This is a genomic window from Pseudomonas sp. UBA6699 (genome assembly GCF_002454615.1).
Taxonomy (GTDB): Bacteria; Pseudomonadota; Gammaproteobacteria; order Pseudomonadales; family Pseudomonadaceae; genus Aquipseudomonas; species Aquipseudomonas juntendi.
In genome coordinates, this window is the sequence record NZ_DKJF01000080.1 from 85,289 (window position 1) to 101,193 (window position 15,905).

Consider the following 15,905-nt stretch of genomic DNA (forward strand, 5'->3'; position numbering starts at 1 on the left):
AGCGGCTGGGGCTGCAAAAGCAAAGGGCCCTGAGTTGCTCAGACCTTGCTGTTGACCAATTGTGCCGGGGCAAAATGACAGATGAAGGTACTGCCATGCCCCGGGACGCTGCTGATTTCCAGCTTGCCGCGGTGGCGCATCAGCACATGCTTGACGATGGCCAGCCCCAGCCCGGTGCCGCCTGTATTCGAGGCCCGGCTGGAATCCACCCGGTAGAAGCGCTCGGTGAGGCGTGGCAGGTGTTTGGCATCGATGCCCACGCCAGAGTCCTGCACCGACAAATGCGCGCCCTGGGCATCGGCCCACCAGCGGATGCGGATATCGCCTTCATCCTGGGTGTATTTGACGGCGTTGAACACCAGGTTGGAAAAGGCGCTGCGCAGCTCCGACTCGCTCCCCTTGAGCTGCACGCCGGGGGTTGCTTCCAGCGTAATGCGCTGGTTGCGCGGCCCAGACAACGCCTGGGCGTCGTTCTTGATGGCGGCCAGCAGGGCATCGACCGGCACTGGCTGGTTGTCCGACGGATAATCGGTGGCCTCCAGCTTGGCCAGCAGCAACAGGTCGTTGAGCAGCGTCTGCATGCGCGAGCCTTGCTGGCTCATCTGCTGCAAGGCCCGGCGCCAGCGCGGGTTCACGTCCTCGACGTTGTCCAGCAGGGTTTCCAGGTAGCCGGTGATGACGGTCAGCGGTGTGCGCAATTCGTGCGACACGTTGGCGACGAAGTCTTTGCGCATCTGTTCCAGCTGGTGAATGCGGGTGACGTCGCGCACCAGCATCAAGTGCTCGTTGTTGCCGTAGCGGGTGATGTGCAACTGCAGCCGCATGCGGTCGTTGATCGGTGAGGGGATTTCCAGCGGTTCGAGGTAGTTTTCTGCCTCGAAGTACTCCTTGAAGCGCGGGTGGCGAACCAGGTTGGTGACTTGCTGGCCGCCGTCCTGTGGAGTTTTGAAGCCCAGCAGGGTCTCGGCGGCGCGGTTCCACCACTCCAGGTTGCCGTCGCTGTCGAGCATGATCACCGCATCCCGCAGCGCAGCGGTGGACTCCTGAACGCGGTCGATCACCGCTTGCAGGCGGCCCCGCACACGTTGGTCCCGGCGCTGCAGGTGGTAGATGCTGTCGAACACCTCGCCCCACAGGCCATAGCCGTCGGGCGGCGCCTCGTCGGGCTGATGGTTGCGGAGCCAGTCATGCAGGCGCAGCAGTTGCTTGAGGGTCCAAGCCAGGTACAGTGCCAGGCCAATGGCCAGGCTCCAGCCATAGTAGCCGCTGATCAGCCCGCCGATCAGGCAGATGCTGATCAGCAACAGCAGGTGGCGAATCAGTGTCGCGTGCCAGTTCTGGTTCAATTGATGGGTCCTTCGGATCCGGCTGCAAGTTGCAAGTTGCAAGTTGCAAGCTGCAAGATGAAGCGGATCAGTGGTGCTGATAGTCCTTTTTGAGCCTGATGCTACATGCTCTTTCTTGCAGCTTGCAGCTTGCAGCTTGCAGCTTGCAGCTTGCAGCTTGCAGCTTGCAGCTAGCTCTTGGTCGAGAAGCGGTAGCCGGTGCCGCGCACGGTTTGTACCAGATTCTCGTAGGCCTCACCCAGCGCTTTGCGCAGGCGGCGGATGTGCACGTCGACCGTGCGTTCTTCGACATAGACGTTGCCGCCCCACACCTGGTCCAGCAGTTGGCCACGGGTGTAGGCGCGTTCCTGGTGGGTCATGAAGAACTGCAGCAGGCGGTATTCGGTGGGGCCCATTTCAGCCGGCTTGCCGTCGATGGTCACGCGGTGGCTGATCGGATCGAGCAGCAGGCCGCCGACCTCGATCGGTGCCTCGCTGTCGCTTGGGCCGGTGCGGCGCAGCACGGCTTTGAGCCGCGCAACCAGCTCGCGCGGTGAGAACGGTTTGGTGATGTAGTCGTCGGCACCCACTTCCAGGCCCTGGATCTTGTTGTCCTCTTCACCTTTGGCAGTGAGCATGATGATCGGAATGTCGCCGGTCAGTTCATCGCGCTTCAGGCGGCGGGCCAACTCGATGCCGGAGGTACCCGGCAGCATCCAGTCGAGCAGGATCAGGTCCGGCTTGCGGTCGACGATGATCGCGTGGGCCTGTTGGGAGTTTTCCGCTTCCAGGCAGTCATAGCCGGCCATTTCCAGGGCAACGGCGATCATCTCGCGAATCGGCGCTTCGTCGTCGACGATCAGAATGTTCCTGCCTACCATGCTCAAAACCTCTCCTGGATTCAGTGTCTTGGCCCGCATTAGATAACGGAATTATTGCAGCTGTGTGACAGGGCGTTGGCCGTTCTGGCGACATTGCGTGACTGAACTAGGCTACAGAGGGCCGCGGTTCTGGCAACCCGAACCCATTACCCCCCGAAACGATGGTGAATCCAATGACACGACATACGCTGAGCTGGATGGCCCTTTTCACTGCGCTGGCACTTCCGGGGGTGGCCTCGGCACAACCTGCAATGGAAAAGGATGGCATGTGGGTCGATCATGCCGGCATGACCCTGTACACCTTTGACAAAGATACCGGCGGCAAGTCGATGTGCAATGGCGAATGCGCCAAGAACTGGCCGCCTTTGATGACCAGTGGCGGCGAAAAAGCCGAGGGCAAGTGGACGCAGATCAAGCGGGACGACGGCAAGATGCAGTGGGCCTACGACGGCAAGCCGCTGTATACCTTCGTCAAGGACAAGAAGGCTGGCGACATGACCGGTGACGGCATGAAAGACGTTTGGCACGTCGCCAAGCCGTAAGGGCTTTCAGTAGGCCTGTGGGGGCGGGGTAAGCCCGTTCCCACAAGGTGGGGTGCTCACGCTGTCAGCGCAGCGCGTAGTCCAGAACCACCCCCACGAACACCAGCAACCCCGCCCAGTGATTGTGCAGGAACGCCTTGAAGCACGACTCGCGGTTCAGCTTGCGTGTAGACCAGTACTCCCAGGCAAAGCACGCCAGCGCCCCCAGCAGCCCCAGGTGGAACCAGCCGCCGAGGTCAAAGCGGCTACCGGCCAGCAACAGGCAGCCCAGCGACAACAACTGCAAGGTCAGGATGATGCTGCGGTCGGCCTCACCGAACAGGATGGCCGTGGATTTCACGCCGATCTTCAGGTCGTCGTCCCGGTCGACCATGGCGTAATAGGTGTCGTAGCCCACCGTCCACAGCAGGTTGGCGATGTACAGCAGCCAGGCACTGGCCGGCAGTTCGCCGCCAGCGGCCGTGAACGCCATCGGAATGCCCCACGAGTACGCTGCCCCCAGCACCACTTGCGGGTAGTAGGTGTAGCGCTTCATGAACGGGTAGCAGAACGCCAACGCCACCGCGCCGAACGACAGCCACACGGTGCGGCTATTGGTGCACAGCACCAGCAGGAAACTGACCCCGACAAGCATGGCGAACAGGGCCAGCGCCTCGCGCGGGCGCACGCGCCCACTGGCCAGGGGCCGGTCGGCGGTACGCTTGACGTGGCCATCCACCTTGCGGTCGGCAAAATCGTTGATGCAGCAGCCGGCGGCGCGCATCAGTACCACGCCAAGGCCGAAGATCAGCACGTTGGCCAGGGTTGGCGAGCCGTTGCCGGCAATCCATACCGCCGACAGCGTGGGCCACAGCAGCAAGTAGATACCGATCGGGCGGTCCATGCGGCTGAGCTGGACAAAGTCCCAGGCACGCGGGTGCAGGCGGTTCAGCGACTTGAGCAGTTGCAGGTACATCAGCTGTTTTCCTCCTGGGCCGCTTGCCACAGCGCCGGCAGAAACACCTCGGCTACCAGCAGGTCCAGCCCGTCACGTTCAAACCGCGAGCGGCGGGCCCATAGCGCTGGCCGGGCGGCATCTGCCGGCAACCACGCCTGTGGGTAACTGCACACTTCGATTGGGTGGCGGATGAACGCCTGGTCGCAGAACAGCAACTCGCCCAACGAACGGCTGCCGAGGCGTTCCAGGTCCAACCCGCCGCGCGCCAGGGCACTGCGGCTGGCCACGCTGCGGGCGAACACCCACGGCTGGCCATGGCCGCGCAGGTACACCTCGCGCACCCAGCCTTCAGCGCCAACAGCGATGCCCAGTGCCTGGCATTCGTCGGCGCGCAGCGGCTGCCAGCCCTCGAACAAAGGGGTGACGCAGAAGTCATCGTGGGCCAGGCGCGTCAGGCGGCGGGTCAGTGAGCCTTCGTCGAACAGCCAGTCAAGGGTGGGCTGGTCGATGTCGGTCGCCAGCCGTGAATACGGCAGCCACGCGACAGCGGCTGCTTGCGGGGATTCGTACGACACGTCGGTCTGCTTGTTACAACCTGAGAGGCGGCGAGCTTAGCATGATTGCCCCGACTGCTTGCATACTGCGGGCAGGGCCGCTACAAAGCCCCCAAGCATTGCGCGTTGGTCCCTGTTGCAGCGGGTTCACCCGCCATAGGGCCGTCGGCAGCAACACAAAGCCCCAGTCTGACCCGAGGAAAACAACCTGATGAAAAAGTGGCAATGTATCGTCTGTGGCCTGATCTACGACGAAGCCGAAGGCTGGCCCGACGACGGCATCGCCCCTGGCACCCGTTGGGAGGACGTGCCGGAAGACTGGCTATGCCCTGACTGCGGTGTTGGCAAAAGCGACTTTGAAATGATCTCCATCGGCTAAGCGAGGCAAGCACGACATGACGTCCCCTGTGGTAATCATCGGCACCGGCCTGGCGGGCTACAACCTGGCCCGCGAATTTCGCAAGCTCGATGCGCATACGCCGTTGCTGCTGATCACCGCCGATGACGGTCGTTCCTACTCCAAGCCCATGCTTTCCATGGGCTATGCCAAGCACAAGGGCGCCGCTGACCTGTGCATGGCCGAAGCCGGTGCCATGGCCGAGCAGCTGAACGCCGAAATCCGCACCCATACCCGCATCAGCGGCATCGACCCTGGGCACAAACGCCTGTGGATCGGCGAAGAGGCCGTGGCATACCGCGACCTGGTGCTGGCGTGGGGTGCGCAGACCGTGCAGGTGCCGGTTGAAGGCGATGCCAGCCACCTGGTGTTCCCCATCAACGACCTGGAGGACTACGCACGCTTTCGTGCTGCCGCCGCCGGCAAGCAACGCGTGCTGATTCTCGGCGCTGGCCTGATCGGCTGCGAGTTTGCCAACGACATGAGCCTGGGGGGCTTTCAGGTAGACGTGGTAGCGCCATGCGAGCAGGTCATGCCGACCCTGTTGCATCCGGCCGCTGCCGGCGCGGTACAACGTGGGTTGCAAGACCTGGGCGTACGCTTTCACCTTGGGCCTGTTCTGACCCGCTTGCAGCAGGCGCCCCACGGCCTGGAGGCGCACCTGTCGGATGGCAGCGTGGTTGGCTGTGACCTGGTCGTTTCGGCCATTGGCCTGCGCCCGCGTACCGACCTGGCTGCCGCGGCCGGGTTGCAGGTCAACCGTGGCGTCAGCGTGGACCGTGTGCTGCGAACCTCCCACGCCAATATCTTCGCCCTCGGGGATTGCGCCGAGGTAGACGGCATCAACCTGTTGTACGTGATGCCACTGATGAGTTGTGCACGGGCACTGGCCCAAACCCTGGCCGGCAAGCCCACGGCAGTTGCCTACGGGCCAATGCCGATCACGGTGAAAACCCCGGCCTGCCCGCTGGTGGTTTCGCCACCGCCACAGGGGCGAGAAGGCACTTGGCAGGTCGAAGGGCAGGGCAATGACCTGAAGGTGCTGTGCATCGATGCGGGTGGCGGGCTGCTGGGTTACGCCCTGACCGGGGCTGCGGTCACGGAAAAGCTGGCGCTGAACCGCCAGCTACCTGCAGTTATGGCGTAATTGCCCGGCGTTCTGTCTGGTTTGTCCTGTTGTTGCCTGCACAATGGCCGCTCAGATACTGGCGCGGCCCCGAACCACGTGCCATTCTCACTCCCGTCTGCCGCAGGTTAGAGCCTGCGGTGCCTTGAGCGCTGCTCCTGAAGGCAGCACGGCATAACAACAAGAATTCCGTCAAAGAGGCTTTACTATGCGCAAACCAGAACTCGCCGCCGTCATCGCTGAAAAAGCTGACCTGACCAAAGAAAAGGCTAATCAAGTGCTGAACGCGATTCTCGACAGCATCACGGGCGCCCTGGACAAGGACACCGTGACCCTGGTTGGTTTCGGCACTTTCGAAAAACGCCACCGCGGCGCGCGTACCGGCAAAAACCCGCAAACCGGCCAGCCGGTCAAGATCAAAGCCAGCAATACCGTAGCTTTCAAGCCCGGCAAGAACCTCAGGGACAGCGTCAATACGCCGGCCGCGCCGAGCAAGGCCAGCAAGAAAAAGTAACTGTGCACTGAGGATGCGTTGATCCCGAACGGGCGCCAGATGGCGCCCGTTGTGCTTTACACCCGGTAATTGCTGCGAACTTGCATAAAAAGGTCATTAGGAGGATAAACTGCGCAACTTAGTCACTTTTCCATCGAGGCGTGTCGATGAAGTTCCGCTTTCTTCTGTGGGCCATGGGGCTGCTGATGGCCCGGGCCAGCCGCAATAATCCGGCATTCCAGCAGCAGCTCAAAGGCAAGGACCTGGTGTTCCAGATGCAGACCCTGGACGGCAAGGTCGCCCGGCACTTTATCGTCAGCAACGAGCGGGTCAGCAGCAAAAGCGGGTCGTACTCACAGCCGGCCTTTGCCATTGCCTTCAAGGATGCCGCCTATGGCTTTGCCACCTTGCAGGCAAGCAACAAGCAGTTGGCGTTCATGCAGGGCATTCAGGACAAGAACATCCAGATCAAGGGCAATCCGGCGTTGGTGATGTGGTTTCAGGGGTTGATGAAGTACCTGAAGCCGAAGAAGAAGCAGGGCTGAAATGTTTGGGGCCGCCAAGCGGCCCCGGGCTTCAATGCGGTGCGTTGAACTGCGAAGCCAGCTCCCGCAGCAAGCTCTCGGCCTCCAGCACTTTGTTCACCACATCTTCGGCCTTTTCCCGGGCAATGCCCAAACGCTCCAGCAGTTCTTCAGGAATCTCCTCCAGCGGCCCCGAACCAATCCCCCGCGAGCGCAGCAGGCGTGTGGCCAGGCATACCAGGTTGGGGAATGCCGAAAACTCGCCATCGTAGGCTGGGTCGTGCTGGAAACGCAGCGCGGCCGAGAGCTCTACCGGCATGTCCCACAGTTTCATCAACCAGGCACCAATCTGCTCGCGGCTGATGCCCAGCAGGTGTTGTTCCACATAGGTGTGGTTCAGATGAGGGTTGACCTCCAGGTGGCGACAAATCAGCGAGAAGTGCGGCGGGAAAACGTGTGCCAGCAGCAGGTAACCGAAGTTGTGCAACAGCCCGGCCAGGTAGGTCAGGCCTGCTTCAGGGCGCTCTGCCCGCGGCATGGCTCGGGTAAGGCCTTCGATGATGGCGGCGGTGTAGATCGACTGCTGCCAGTACGGGGTGGCCTGCTGAGGGTTGTCCTTGGGCAGGCTCAGGGTCTTGCCCAGGGCCAGGCCGAGGGCGAGGTTGATCACCAGGTCGAAGCCCAGCACGCGCACGATGGCGTCTTCCACCGAGCGGATCTTGCCCGGCGAGGCGTAGTAGGGTGATGCCGCCCAGCTGACCACCTGGGCGGCCAGGGCCGGGTCGGTTTCTACCACCCCAGTGATATCGTCGATGCTGGCGTTGGGGTCTACCCGCAGTTTGATGATTTTCTGCGCAGTATCGGCCAGCGGCGGGATTTCGATGGTTTCTTCCAGGCGCTTCTGGATGCGCCGGGCAGTGAAGGCTTGCACGGCATTGGTGATTTCGCGGGTATCGTCGTTAGGGCGGTCGAGGTTGGGGCTGATCGCCCCGACTTCCTGGCCAAAGCTGCTGGCGCTGGCCTTGAGCAACATGCGCTTGAAGTGCGCGCGCTCTATTTCCAGCAACAGGCCGGCTTCACCCGAATTGATGTACACCAGGTCGACGTCCAGCAGGCTTTTTTCGTACTGGCACGGTGAGCTGGTGAGCGCCGGGATGCCCGGCAGCGCCTTGAGCTGGTGTTTGTCGAGCATTTGCTTGAGGCGTGGCACCGACACGGCGGTGAGCTTGCGCCCGGTCAGTTCGGCCAGGCGGTTCAGGTCCAGCAGCTGGCTCTGCGGGAACAGCACCATCATGGCGCCCACCTCGTCGTCCAGCAGCACGGCCTGTACCCGCGAGGCTGCGGGCAGGTGCGGATGTTCGACCACCTCGCGGTAGGCTACGCCGAGTTTCTCGAGCAGCAGCCTGATGACGGAAGGCGTGTGTGGGGTTGCGGTGTCCAGGGCAACTTCAGTCATGGTCCGTATCCACTGATTCTTTTAAACGCGAAGTATAACCACCCTGGGCGCAAATCTGGATCCATTATGGGACAGGCGTCACACCTGACCATATTGCTGGCCATGACGCAGCCAACGGTCCAGCAGCGGGCTGACGTGCTCCGGCCAGCGTGCGATCAGGGCCTGGGCGGCATCGCGTACCGCTGGCAACAGGTCGGCGTCGCGCATCAGGTCGGCGACCTTGAATTGCAGCAGGCCGGTCTGGCGGGTACCCAGCATTTCGCCCGGGCCGCGTAGCGCAAGGTCTTTTTCGGCGATGATGAAGCCGTCGTTGGTTTCGCGCATGATGCCCAGGCGCTCGCGGCCGATCTGCGACAGCGGCGGGTGGTACAGCAGCACGCAATGGCTGACGGCGCTGCCGCGGCCCACCCGGCCACGCAACTGGTGCAGCTGGGCCAGGCCGAGGCGCTCGGGGTTTTCGATGATCATCAGGCTGGCATTGGGCACGTCCACGCCCACCTCGATGACGGTGGTGGCGACCAGCAACTGCAGGTTGCCGGCCTTGAACTCGGCCATGATCTCGGCCTTTTCCGCCGGTTTCATGCGGCCGTGGATCAACCCGACCCGCAGTTCACCCAAGGCGCTGCCCAGCTCCTCGTAAGTGCTTTCGGCTGCTTGGCAGGTCAGTTCCTCGGACTCTTCGATCAGCGTGCACACCCAGTACGCCTGGCGCCCTTCAGCGCAGGCGGCGCGTACCCGTTCGACCACTTCGAAACGCCGGCTGTCGGCCACCAGCACGGTGTTCACCGGCGTGCGCCCAGGCGGCAGCTCGTCGAGCACCGAGGTGTCCAGGTCGGCGTAGGCACTCATGGCCAAGGTGCGCGGAATGGGGGTCGCGGTCATGATCAGCTGGTGTGGGCACAGCTCGCCGGCCACGCCTTTCTTGCGCAGCGCCAGGCGTTGCTGCACGCCGAAACGGTGCTGTTCGTCGATGATGGCCAAGGCCAGGTGCTTGAACTTCACCTCGTCCTGGAACAGGGCGTGGGTGCCGACCACCATCGGGGCGCCATTGGCGATCTGCTCGAGCGACGCCGCCCGCGCCTTGCCCTTGAGTTTGCCGGCCAGCCAGGCCACCTCCAGACCCAAAGGCTCCAGCCAGCGCTTGAAGGTGATGTAGTGCTGTTCGGCAAGGATCTCGGTGGGGGCCATCAATGCCACCTGATAACCAGCCTCCAGGGCCTGCAACGCGGCCAGCGCGGCGACCACGGTCTTGCCGGCACCCACGTCGCCTTGCACCAGGCGCATCATCGGCTCGTGCTGGCTGAGGTCGTAGGCAATTTCGTTGGCGACGCGCTGCTGCGCGCCGGTCGGCTGGAAGCCCAAATTGGCCAGGTATTGCGCCGGCAGCCGGGTGGCCTTGGGCAGCACTGGCGCACGCAGGCTGCGCAGGCTCTCGCGCAGGCGCTGTTGCGACAGCTGGTGGGTGAGCAGCTCTTCGAATGCCAGGCGGTGCTGAGCCCAGTGGTGGCCCAGGGCCAACTCCTCGACGTCGGCGTCGGCGGGCGGGTTGTGCAGGTAGCGGATGGCGTCATCCAGCGGCGCCAGCTGGTAGTCGCGGGCCAGTTCGTCGGGCAGCCAGTCGGGCAGGCTGCGCGGGCCGAGCAGGCTCAGGCTCTGTTGGCACAGTTGGCGCAGGCGTTGCTGGGTAAGGCCCTCGGTAGACGGGTATATCGGGGTGAGGGTTTGGTCGACCGGCGGTGGCGGTTCGTCACCGTTCAGTGCGCGGTACTCCGGGTGGTAGATCTCCAGCCCGGAAGCGCCCGGGCGAGCTTCGCCGTAGCAGCGCAGGTGGGTGCCGCGCTTGAGCCCTTCCTTTTGCGCGTTGCTGAAATGGTAGAAGCGCAAGCTCAACACGCCACTGCCGTCACCCAGGCGTACCACCAGGCTGCGACGCTTGCCCATGGTCACGTCGGCACCGCTGACCACCCCCTCGATCACCGCGTCCTGGCCTGGGCGCAGCTGGCCGATCGGAACCACGCGGGTGCGGTCCTGATAGCGCAGGGGCAGGTGGAACAGCACGTCCTGCAAGTTTTCCAGGCCGACCTTGGCGAGCTTTTCGGCCATGGCCTCGCCAACACCCTTGAGCACGGTGACCGGGACGTTCGACAGCTCCGTCATGACTCAGGCCGTTTGTTCTGCAGGGGCCTTGGCTACCGAGCACAGGCGGATCGAGTCGGCGAGGATCTCGATGGCCTTTGGCCGTGGGAAGCTGGCGCGCCAGGCGATGGCCACGGTGCGGAACGGTGCCGGGGCGGTCAGCGGGCGGACTTCGATGACCCCAGGCGCGTAGTGGTGGCTGTGCACCGCCGACAGCGGCAGGATAGACACGCCAAGGCCGGACGCTACCATGTGGCGGATGGTTTCCAGCGAGCTGGATTCGACCGTGGTGTGCCGCGACCCTTCACCCCCCTTGTTCAGGGTAGGGCAGGCTTCCAGCACCTGGTCACGGAAGCAGTGACCTTCACCCAGCAGCAACAGGCTCTTGTCGTTGAGCATGGCGGTGTCGATGGTCTTTTTGGCCGTCCATGGGTGGTCGGCAGGCATCAGCGCGCAGAACGGTTCGTCGTAGAGGGGAAGGGTGAGCACATCGGCTTCATTGAACGGCAGGGCGATGATCACCGCGTCCAGCTCGCCATTGCGCAGCTTCTCGCGCAGCACATGGGTGAAGTTTTCTTCGATGTACAGCGGCATCTGCGGTGCCACGCGGTGCAGTTGCGGGATCAGGTGCGGGAACAGGTAGGGGCCCACGGTGTAGATGGCACCGACCTTGAGCGGCGCAGTCAGCTGGTTCTTGCCAGCCTGGGCCAGTTCGCGAATGCCCTGGGCCTGCTCCAGTACCTTTTGTGCCTGGGCAACGATGCTCTCGCCGACAGGGGTCAGGCGGACCGCGCTTTTGCTGCGTTCGAAGATCAGAACGCCAAGCTCATCCTCAAGCTTCTTCACACCGACCGACAGGGTCGGCTGGCTCACGTGGCAGCGCTCGGCGGCATGGCCGAAGTGCTGTTCCTGGGCGAGTGTGACGATGTAGCGTAGTTCTGTGAGGGTCATAACGTGCGTCCATGAAGTTGCGGCCCCAGCATAGCGGCTGCAATCGATAGACGCACGTTATCAGACTTGCCGATTTGTGACAGAAACAAAAGTCTTAGCGGCGGTCCAGCGAGTAGACGAAGGGCGCCACGACTTCGATGGTGCCATTGTTCAACAACTCGGGTGGCGGCTTTGGCACTTTGCCGGCGCGGCGGATCATTTCCATGGTTGCGCGGTCCAGCGCGGCACTGCCCGACCCACCGGCCATCGAATACGACACCACCTTGCCCTCGGCGTCGACCACGAAGCGCAGGCGGTTGATGCCTTGCAGGCCACGGCGGCGCGCGTCTTCCGGGTACCGTTTGTACTTGGCCAGGTGGCGCAGCAGGTCACTCTGCCAGGTCGGCAGGGCGTTGCTGTTGGACGCGATGCTCGGGGCCGGTGCCGCGGACTTCTGCGGTGGCGTATTGCTCGGCGGCGCGTCGACGGTCTGCTCGGTCGGCGGTGCTTCCTTCGGCGGCTCAGGCTTCTTCTCAGGCTTGGGCGGCTGGGGCTTGGCCTTCGGCTTGGGCGGCTTGGGGATGGCGATCTTCGGCTTGGGTGCCTCCACCAGCTTCGGCAAAGGTGGTTCCTCTACCGGTGCAGGTGGCTGCGGCGCCGCTTTCGGGGGCGGCGGTGGCGCGGGTTCCGGCAGCGGTGCCAGTTCGACCATCATGGCTGCTGGCGGCAACTCGATGGCCTGGGGCACAGACCAGTTGAGCGTCAGCAGCACGGCGACCACGTGCACGCCCAGCACGATCGCCAGGCTGCCAGCGTAGCGCGCCATGTTTGAGCGCGGTTTTGTCATTTCTTGGCTGCCGTCTCGAGACCTACCAGGCCGACTTTCAGGTAGCCGGCCGAGCGCATGTTGTTCATCACTTCCATCAGGTCACCGTAATCCACGCCTTTGTCGGCCTGGAAGAAGATGGTGGTTTCCTTGTCACCCTTGGTCTTGGCGTCAAGCATCGGGCCAAGCTGGTCGGGTGCCGGGACCTGATCGTCGCCGACGTACAGCTTCTGGTCTGCCTTGACGCTGACGAACACCGGCTTCTCGGGCCTCGGCGCCGGTTTGGCGGTCGAGGCCGGCAGGTCGACCTTGATATCGACTGTGGCCAGGGGGGCGGCAACCATGAAGATGATCAGCAGTACCAGCATTACGTCGATGAACGGCGTAACGTTGATTTCGTGGTTTTCGGCGAGGTCGTCGCCACCTTCGTTGAGATGCAGGCCCATGGCTTACCCCACTTTCACCATGTGCGGGGCGGCGCGCTCGCTGCCTTGGTGGTCCAGATCGCGGCTGACCAGCAGCAGTACCTGGGCGGAAGCATCGGACACCTGAGCCTTGTAGCCGGCAATGGAACGGGCGAAGACGTTGTAGATGACCACGGCCGGGATTGCCGCGACCAGGCCCAGGGCGGTGGCCAGCAGGGCTTCGGCGATACCCGGGGCGACCACGGCCAGGTTGGTGGTCTGGGTCTTGGCGATACCGATGAAGCTGTTCATGATGCCCCAGACGGTGCCGAACAGGCCGACGAACGGGGCGGTGGAACCAATGGTGGCGAGTACGCCGGTGCCGCTGCTCATGTTACGGCCGCTGGCATGCACCAGGCGCTCCAGGCGGAAGCTGACGCGTTCCTTGATACCCTCTTTCTCGCGGGCATTGGCCGACAGGCGCATCTCTTCAAGGGCGTCGTGCACCAGGGTATGGGCCAGCGTGCCTTCCTTGCTGGAGACTTCGCTGGCATCTTTCAGCGTGGTGGCCTTCTTCAGCTGGGCGATTTCGCCACGCAGGCGGCGTTTGGCGCCCATCAGCTCGAAGCCTTTGGCGATCCAGATGGTCCAAGTGATGATGGAGGCGATAGCCAGGCCGATCATGACGATCTTCACCACGATGTCGGCGTTCTTGTACATGCCCCATGGGGACAGGTCGTGGGCCATGCCCAGCGAGGTATCTTCAACCAGGGCTTCGACGCTTGGGTCTGCTGCAGCTGGTGCACCGGCAGTGGCGCTGGTGGCGGGTGCTTCGCCAGCCGGGGCGGTGCTCGGGGCAGCAGCGGCAGTGGCGGCGGCCGGCGTGGTGGTATTGGCGGTTGGCTCATCGGCCATGGCTGCCGGGGCCAGCACCAGGCTGAGCGTCAGCGCGGCGATGGCGCGCCAGGCGCGCGACTGGGTTGGCGAAGCGGAGGGTTTAGTACGTGTCATGCTGGCCGGACCTGATGAAGAGAAAAGACGAACGTTCTCCAAGGCCTCGAGGCGGGCCGAGAACAACTTGGTCGCCATTATTGCAAGTAATTCTTGTTAACAAAAGTAATATTGTAGCTTTTTTCGCCTATGGTCTAGCCATCCATCGTGTAGCGTGGTTGGGCTGATCAGTTGGTCCAGGGAGTTTTGTGATGTCAGACCTTTCCGTGATGGTGGTGGGTTGTGGTGATGTAGGCGGGCGCTTGGCCCGGCAGATGCTGGCACGTGGTTGGCAGGTCAGCGGTCTGCGCCGTTCGGTGGGGCAATTGCCTGCGGGGGTTCACCCGGTGGCTGCGGAGTTGGCCGAGCCTTCGCTGCCAGCCGCATGGCCACGGGGTACGCTGGACTACCTGGTGTACTGCGTGGCGGCCAGCCAGCATGACGAGGCGGGTTACCGGGCGGCCTATGTCGACGGTTTACGCCATGTGCTGGCCTGGCTGGCCGAGCGTGGCCAACGGCCGCGCCGCTTGCTGTTCGTGTCAAGCAGTAGCGTGTATGCGCAGAAGGACGGCGAGTGGGTTGAGGAAGGGTCGGCGACCGAGCCCGAGGGGTATTCGGGGCGGGTGATGCTGGAAGCGGAGCGCTTGGCCCTTGGCAGCGGCATACCGGCGAGTGTGGTGCGCCTCACTGGCATCTACGGCCCCGGCCGCGAGTGGCTGCTGAGCCAGGTACGCCAAGGCTATCGGGTGGCTGAGCAGCCGCCGCTGTACGGCAACCGTATTCATGCCGAAGATGCTGCCAGCTTGCTGGCGTTTCTGCTGCAGGAAGATGCTGATGGCAAGGCGTTGGACGACTGTTACATCGGGGTTGACGATGATCCGGCACCGCTGGCCGATGTGGTGGCCTGGTTGCGGGCCTACCTGGGGGTTACCGAGTGGTCAGATGAACAGCGCGTGCGGCGTACCGGTAGCAAGCGCTGCAGCAACGCACGGGTGAAGGCGTTGGGCTGGGCACCGGTGTATCCGAGTTACAAGGAAGGCTACGCAGCCATCCTGGCGGCGAAAGCCTGACCACACCCTTGACGCGACTTCTGTAGGCGCGGCCTGGCGTTGCGATTGGGCTGCAACGCAGCCCTGGCAATCCACGCGCCGACGCTGATGCCCTGGTGCCGTGTTGCGGCCCTGTCGCGAAACAAGGCCGCTGCTGCAGGCTTCAGTTTTTTTCCAGCAACCACTGGCGCTTGCCCGCTGCCAGTTGGGGCATGTCATCAGCCTGGGCACGGTTCACCGCCTGGAAGATCTCCAGCTTGTCGCCGTCACGCTTGATGATGAAAGGCGCACCCCGTTGGTTGCGCTCCAGCCACAGGCTGTCGTTGCTGCCGCCCATGGTGGCGCAGTCGCCGGCCAGGCACAGGGCGAAACGGTCTGGCCCAGGCAAGCCAGTGACGTTGCCGGTATCGCTGAAGCGTACTTTTCCGCCTTGGCCCTGGCCTTCGAGAATGGTCCATTCACCGCCCAGATACGCTTGGTACAGGGCTTTTTCAAAGCTGCTGCCCAGCGAGGCGTTGGCGGTGGCAGAGGGTTGTACGCGGACAAAAGCCTGCTTTGCGCCGCTCTGGTCTGTGGTCAGCAGTTCGTCACCGTCCAGCGCAAGCTGCTCGGTCTGGCCACCGTCAAAGTTGGCCTGCAATTGCTTGTCGAGCGTGACCAGCTGGCCGTCCGCCGCTTCGAAGCCATTGCTGTAGCTGGCCTGCTGGTTGGCGACGTCGAGCTTCCACTCGAATACCGGACCATTTTCATTGAGGGCCTGGCGCAGGCTGTCGCCCTTTACCGCGGCCTTGATCGCAGCCTGGTTGATCCAGGTGCCGTTGAAATCTTCGGGTTTGTGGCTGGCGCAGCCGCTCAGGAGCAGGGCTGCCAGCGCGAGGGGCAGTGCGTGACGCATGTCGGGAAACCTTGCGCAGGAGAGGGGGCGACGGGCAGGGTGCCCGTCGCCCAAGGCATCATTCGATGACCAGGATGGCGTCCATTTCGACCTGGGCGCCTTTTGGCAGCGCGGCAACGCCAATCGCGGCGCGGGCTGGGTAAGGCTGTTCGAAGTAGCGGCCCATCACCTCGTTGACCTTGGCGAAGTGGCTCAGGTCAGTCAGGAAGATGTTCAGCTTGACGATGTCCTTGAACGAACCGCCGGCAGCCTCAGCCACGGCCTTGAGGTTCTCGAATACCTGCACGGTCTGGGCTTCGAAGCCTTCGACCAGCTCCATGGTCTTCGGGTCCAGCGGGATCTGGCCGGACATGTACACGGTATTGCCGGCCTTGATCGCCTGCGAGTAGGTACCGATAGCGGCGGGGGCCTTGTCGCTGTTGATGACGGTCTTGCTCATG

At 63.3% G+C, this 15,905-nt stretch carries 18 protein-coding genes; 6 read left to right on the forward strand and 12 right to left on the reverse strand.

Going from position 1 to position 15,905, the window contains the following annotated elements; all coding sequences use genetic code 11:
• Positions 1 to 38: 38 nt before the first annotated feature.
• Together phoR and phoB are read right to left on the reverse strand one after the other, a co-directional pair.
• Entirely contained in the window at positions 39 to 1,346 is a 1,308-nt protein-coding gene (gene phoR, locus B3361_RS15700; protein WP_054905391.1) for a phosphate regulon sensor histidine kinase PhoR, read from the reverse strand.
• Positions 1,347 to 1,516: 170 nt separating this feature from the next.
• The gene (gene phoB / locus B3361_RS15705; RefSeq protein WP_003253341.1) at positions 1,517 to 2,206 is read right to left on the reverse strand and encodes a phosphate regulon transcriptional regulator PhoB; all 690 of its coding nucleotides are present in this window, start codon (positions 2,204 to 2,206) and stop codon (positions 1,517 to 1,519) included.
• A gap of 173 nt (positions 2,207 to 2,379) precedes the next feature.
• Here phoB and B3361_RS15710 point away from each other — a divergent pair, with 173 nt between their 5' ends.
• The gene (locus B3361_RS15710) at positions 2,380 to 2,748 is read left to right on the forward strand and encodes a hypothetical protein (RefSeq protein ID WP_033690727.1); all 369 of its coding nucleotides are present in this window, start codon (positions 2,380 to 2,382) and stop codon (positions 2,746 to 2,748) included.
• Between the two features lie 64 nt (positions 2,749 to 2,812).
• Here B3361_RS15710 and ubiA read toward each other — a convergent pair whose 3' ends face one another.
• On the reverse strand, positions 2,813 to 3,703 hold the full coding sequence (ubiA, locus tag B3361_RS15715) for a 4-hydroxybenzoate octaprenyltransferase (RefSeq protein WP_054905392.1): 891 nt from the start codon (positions 3,701 to 3,703) through the stop codon (positions 2,813 to 2,815).
• Positions 3,703 to 4,260, reverse strand: a complete 558-nt coding sequence (locus B3361_RS15720) for a chorismate--pyruvate lyase family protein (protein ID WP_054905393.1) — start codon at positions 4,258 to 4,260, stop codon at positions 3,703 to 3,705. Before B3361_RS15720 ends, ubiA begins: the two co-directional genes overlap by 1 nt.
• Positions 4,261 to 4,450: 190 nt before the next feature.
• Here B3361_RS15720 and B3361_RS15725 point away from each other — a divergent pair, with 190 nt between their 5' ends.
• From B3361_RS15725 to B3361_RS15740, 4 genes are all read left to right on the forward strand, one after another.
• Complete coding sequence (locus tag B3361_RS15725; RefSeq protein WP_003253349.1) at positions 4,451 to 4,618, forward strand: rubredoxin; 168 nt, start codon at positions 4,451 to 4,453, stop codon at positions 4,616 to 4,618.
• Positions 4,619 to 4,634: 16 nt separating this feature from the next.
• Positions 4,635 to 5,783, forward strand: coding sequence for an NAD(P)/FAD-dependent oxidoreductase (locus B3361_RS15730; RefSeq protein WP_054905394.1), 1,149 nt, complete (start codon positions 4,635 to 4,637; stop codon positions 5,781 to 5,783).
• 187 nt (positions 5,784 to 5,970) lie between these two features.
• Positions 5,971 to 6,276 carry an HU family DNA-binding protein gene (locus B3361_RS15735; RefSeq protein WP_009684519.1) on the forward strand — a complete coding sequence of 102 codons (306 nt, stop codon included), beginning with the start codon at positions 5,971 to 5,973 and terminating at the stop codon, positions 6,274 to 6,276.
• A 146-nt stretch (positions 6,277 to 6,422) separates the two neighbouring features.
• Positions 6,423 to 6,800 (forward strand): SCP2 sterol-binding domain-containing protein, encoded by a 378-nt coding sequence (locus B3361_RS15740; RefSeq protein ID WP_009684520.1) that lies wholly within the window; start codon positions 6,423 to 6,425, stop codon positions 6,798 to 6,800.
• A 31-nt stretch (positions 6,801 to 6,831) separates the two neighbouring features.
• Here the strand turns inward: B3361_RS15740 and B3361_RS15745 are convergent, their stop codons facing one another.
• The 6 genes from B3361_RS15745 to exbB all read right to left on the reverse strand — a co-directional run bounded on the left by B3361_RS15745 (position 6,832) and on the right by exbB (position 13,542).
• Complete coding sequence (locus B3361_RS15745) at positions 6,832 to 8,235, reverse strand: aminoacyl-tRNA deacylase and HDOD domain-containing protein (protein ID WP_054905207.1); 1,404 nt, start codon at positions 8,233 to 8,235, stop codon at positions 6,832 to 6,834.
• 78 nt (positions 8,236 to 8,313) lie between these two features.
• Positions 8,314 to 10,392 carry an ATP-dependent DNA helicase RecG gene (gene recG / locus B3361_RS15750; protein WP_009684522.1) on the reverse strand — a complete coding sequence of 693 codons (2,079 nt, stop codon included), beginning with the start codon at positions 10,390 to 10,392 and terminating at the stop codon, positions 8,314 to 8,316.
• 3 nt (positions 10,393 to 10,395) lie between these two features.
• Entirely contained in the window at positions 10,396 to 11,322 is a 927-nt protein-coding gene (locus B3361_RS15755) for a hydrogen peroxide-inducible genes activator (protein ID WP_009684523.1), read from the reverse strand.
• 94 nt (positions 11,323 to 11,416) lie between these two features.
• The gene (locus B3361_RS15760; RefSeq protein WP_033690730.1) at positions 11,417 to 12,148 is read right to left on the reverse strand and encodes an energy transducer TonB; all 732 of its coding nucleotides are present in this window, start codon (positions 12,146 to 12,148) and stop codon (positions 11,417 to 11,419) included.
• Complete coding sequence (gene exbD, locus B3361_RS15765) at positions 12,145 to 12,573, reverse strand: TonB system transport protein ExbD (RefSeq protein ID WP_009684525.1); 429 nt, start codon at positions 12,571 to 12,573, stop codon at positions 12,145 to 12,147. The genes B3361_RS15760 and exbD overlap by 4 nt, the downstream gene beginning before the upstream one ends.
• A gap of 3 nt (positions 12,574 to 12,576) precedes the next feature.
• Complete coding sequence (exbB, locus tag B3361_RS15770) at positions 12,577 to 13,542, reverse strand: tonB-system energizer ExbB (RefSeq protein ID WP_009684526.1); 966 nt, start codon at positions 13,540 to 13,542, stop codon at positions 12,577 to 12,579.
• A gap of 191 nt (positions 13,543 to 13,733) precedes the next feature.
• Between exbB and B3361_RS15775 the strand changes: the two genes are divergently transcribed.
• Positions 13,734 to 14,591: an SDR family oxidoreductase gene (locus tag B3361_RS15775; protein ID WP_054905206.1), complete on the forward strand. Its 858-nt coding sequence runs from the start codon at positions 13,734 to 13,736 to the stop codon at positions 14,589 to 14,591.
• Between the two features lie 142 nt (positions 14,592 to 14,733).
• Here the strand turns inward: B3361_RS15775 and B3361_RS15780 are convergent, their stop codons facing one another.
• Together B3361_RS15780 and B3361_RS15785 are read right to left on the reverse strand one after the other, a co-directional pair.
• Positions 14,734 to 15,465, reverse strand: a complete 732-nt coding sequence (locus B3361_RS15780) for a hypothetical protein (RefSeq protein WP_009684530.1) — start codon at positions 15,463 to 15,465, stop codon at positions 14,734 to 14,736.
• A gap of 58 nt (positions 15,466 to 15,523) precedes the next feature.
• Positions 15,524 to 15,904 (reverse strand): RidA family protein, encoded by a 381-nt coding sequence (locus B3361_RS15785; RefSeq protein ID WP_009684531.1) that lies wholly within the window; start codon positions 15,902 to 15,904, stop codon positions 15,524 to 15,526.
• Position 15,905 lies beyond the last annotated feature (1 nt).

What these genes read in the sequence shown, in the direction of transcription:
- phoB (WP_003253341.1), bottom strand. Translation starts at nt 2,206, where the DNA reads ATGGTAGGCAGGAACATTCTGATCGTCGACGACGAAGCGCCGATTCGC.
- B3361_RS15710 (WP_033690727.1), top strand. Translation starts at nt 2,380, where the DNA reads ATGACACGACATACGCTGAGCTGGATGGCCCTTTTCACTGCGCTGGCA.
- ubiA (WP_054905392.1), bottom strand. Translation starts at nt 3,703, where the DNA reads ATGTACCTGCAACTGCTCAAGTCGCTGAACCGCCTGCACCCGCGTGCC.
- B3361_RS15725 (WP_003253349.1), top strand. Translation starts at nt 4,451, where the DNA reads ATGAAAAAGTGGCAATGTATCGTCTGTGGCCTGATCTACGACGAAGCC.
- B3361_RS15730 (WP_054905394.1), top strand. Translation starts at nt 4,635, where the DNA reads ATGACGTCCCCTGTGGTAATCATCGGCACCGGCCTGGCGGGCTACAAC.
- B3361_RS15735 (WP_009684519.1), top strand. Translation starts at nt 5,971, where the DNA reads ATGCGCAAACCAGAACTCGCCGCCGTCATCGCTGAAAAAGCTGACCTG.
- B3361_RS15740 (WP_009684520.1), top strand. Translation starts at nt 6,423, where the DNA reads ATGAAGTTCCGCTTTCTTCTGTGGGCCATGGGGCTGCTGATGGCCCGG.
- B3361_RS15745 (WP_054905207.1), bottom strand. Translation starts at nt 8,235, where the DNA reads ATGACTGAAGTTGCCCTGGACACCGCAACCCCACACACGCCTTCCGTC.
- recG (WP_009684522.1), bottom strand. Translation starts at nt 10,392, where the DNA reads ATGACGGAGCTGTCGAACGTCCCGGTCACCGTGCTCAAGGGTGTTGGC.
- B3361_RS15755 (WP_009684523.1), bottom strand. Translation starts at nt 11,322, where the DNA reads ATGACCCTCACAGAACTACGCTACATCGTCACACTCGCCCAGGAACAG.
- B3361_RS15760 (WP_033690730.1), bottom strand. Translation starts at nt 12,148, where the DNA reads ATGACAAAACCGCGCTCAAACATGGCGCGCTACGCTGGCAGCCTGGCG.
- exbD (WP_009684525.1), bottom strand. Translation starts at nt 12,573, where the DNA reads ATGGGCCTGCATCTCAACGAAGGTGGCGACGACCTCGCCGAAAACCAC.
- exbB (WP_009684526.1), bottom strand. Translation starts at nt 13,542, where the DNA reads ATGACACGTACTAAACCCTCCGCTTCGCCAACCCAGTCGCGCGCCTGG.
- B3361_RS15775 (WP_054905206.1), top strand. Translation starts at nt 13,734, where the DNA reads ATGTCAGACCTTTCCGTGATGGTGGTGGGTTGTGGTGATGTAGGCGGG.
- B3361_RS15780 (WP_009684530.1), bottom strand. Translation starts at nt 15,465, where the DNA reads ATGCGTCACGCACTGCCCCTCGCGCTGGCAGCCCTGCTCCTGAGCGGC.
- B3361_RS15785 (WP_009684531.1), bottom strand. Translation starts at nt 15,904, where the DNA reads ATGAGCAAGACCGTCATCAACAGCGACAAGGCCCCCGCCGCTATCGGT.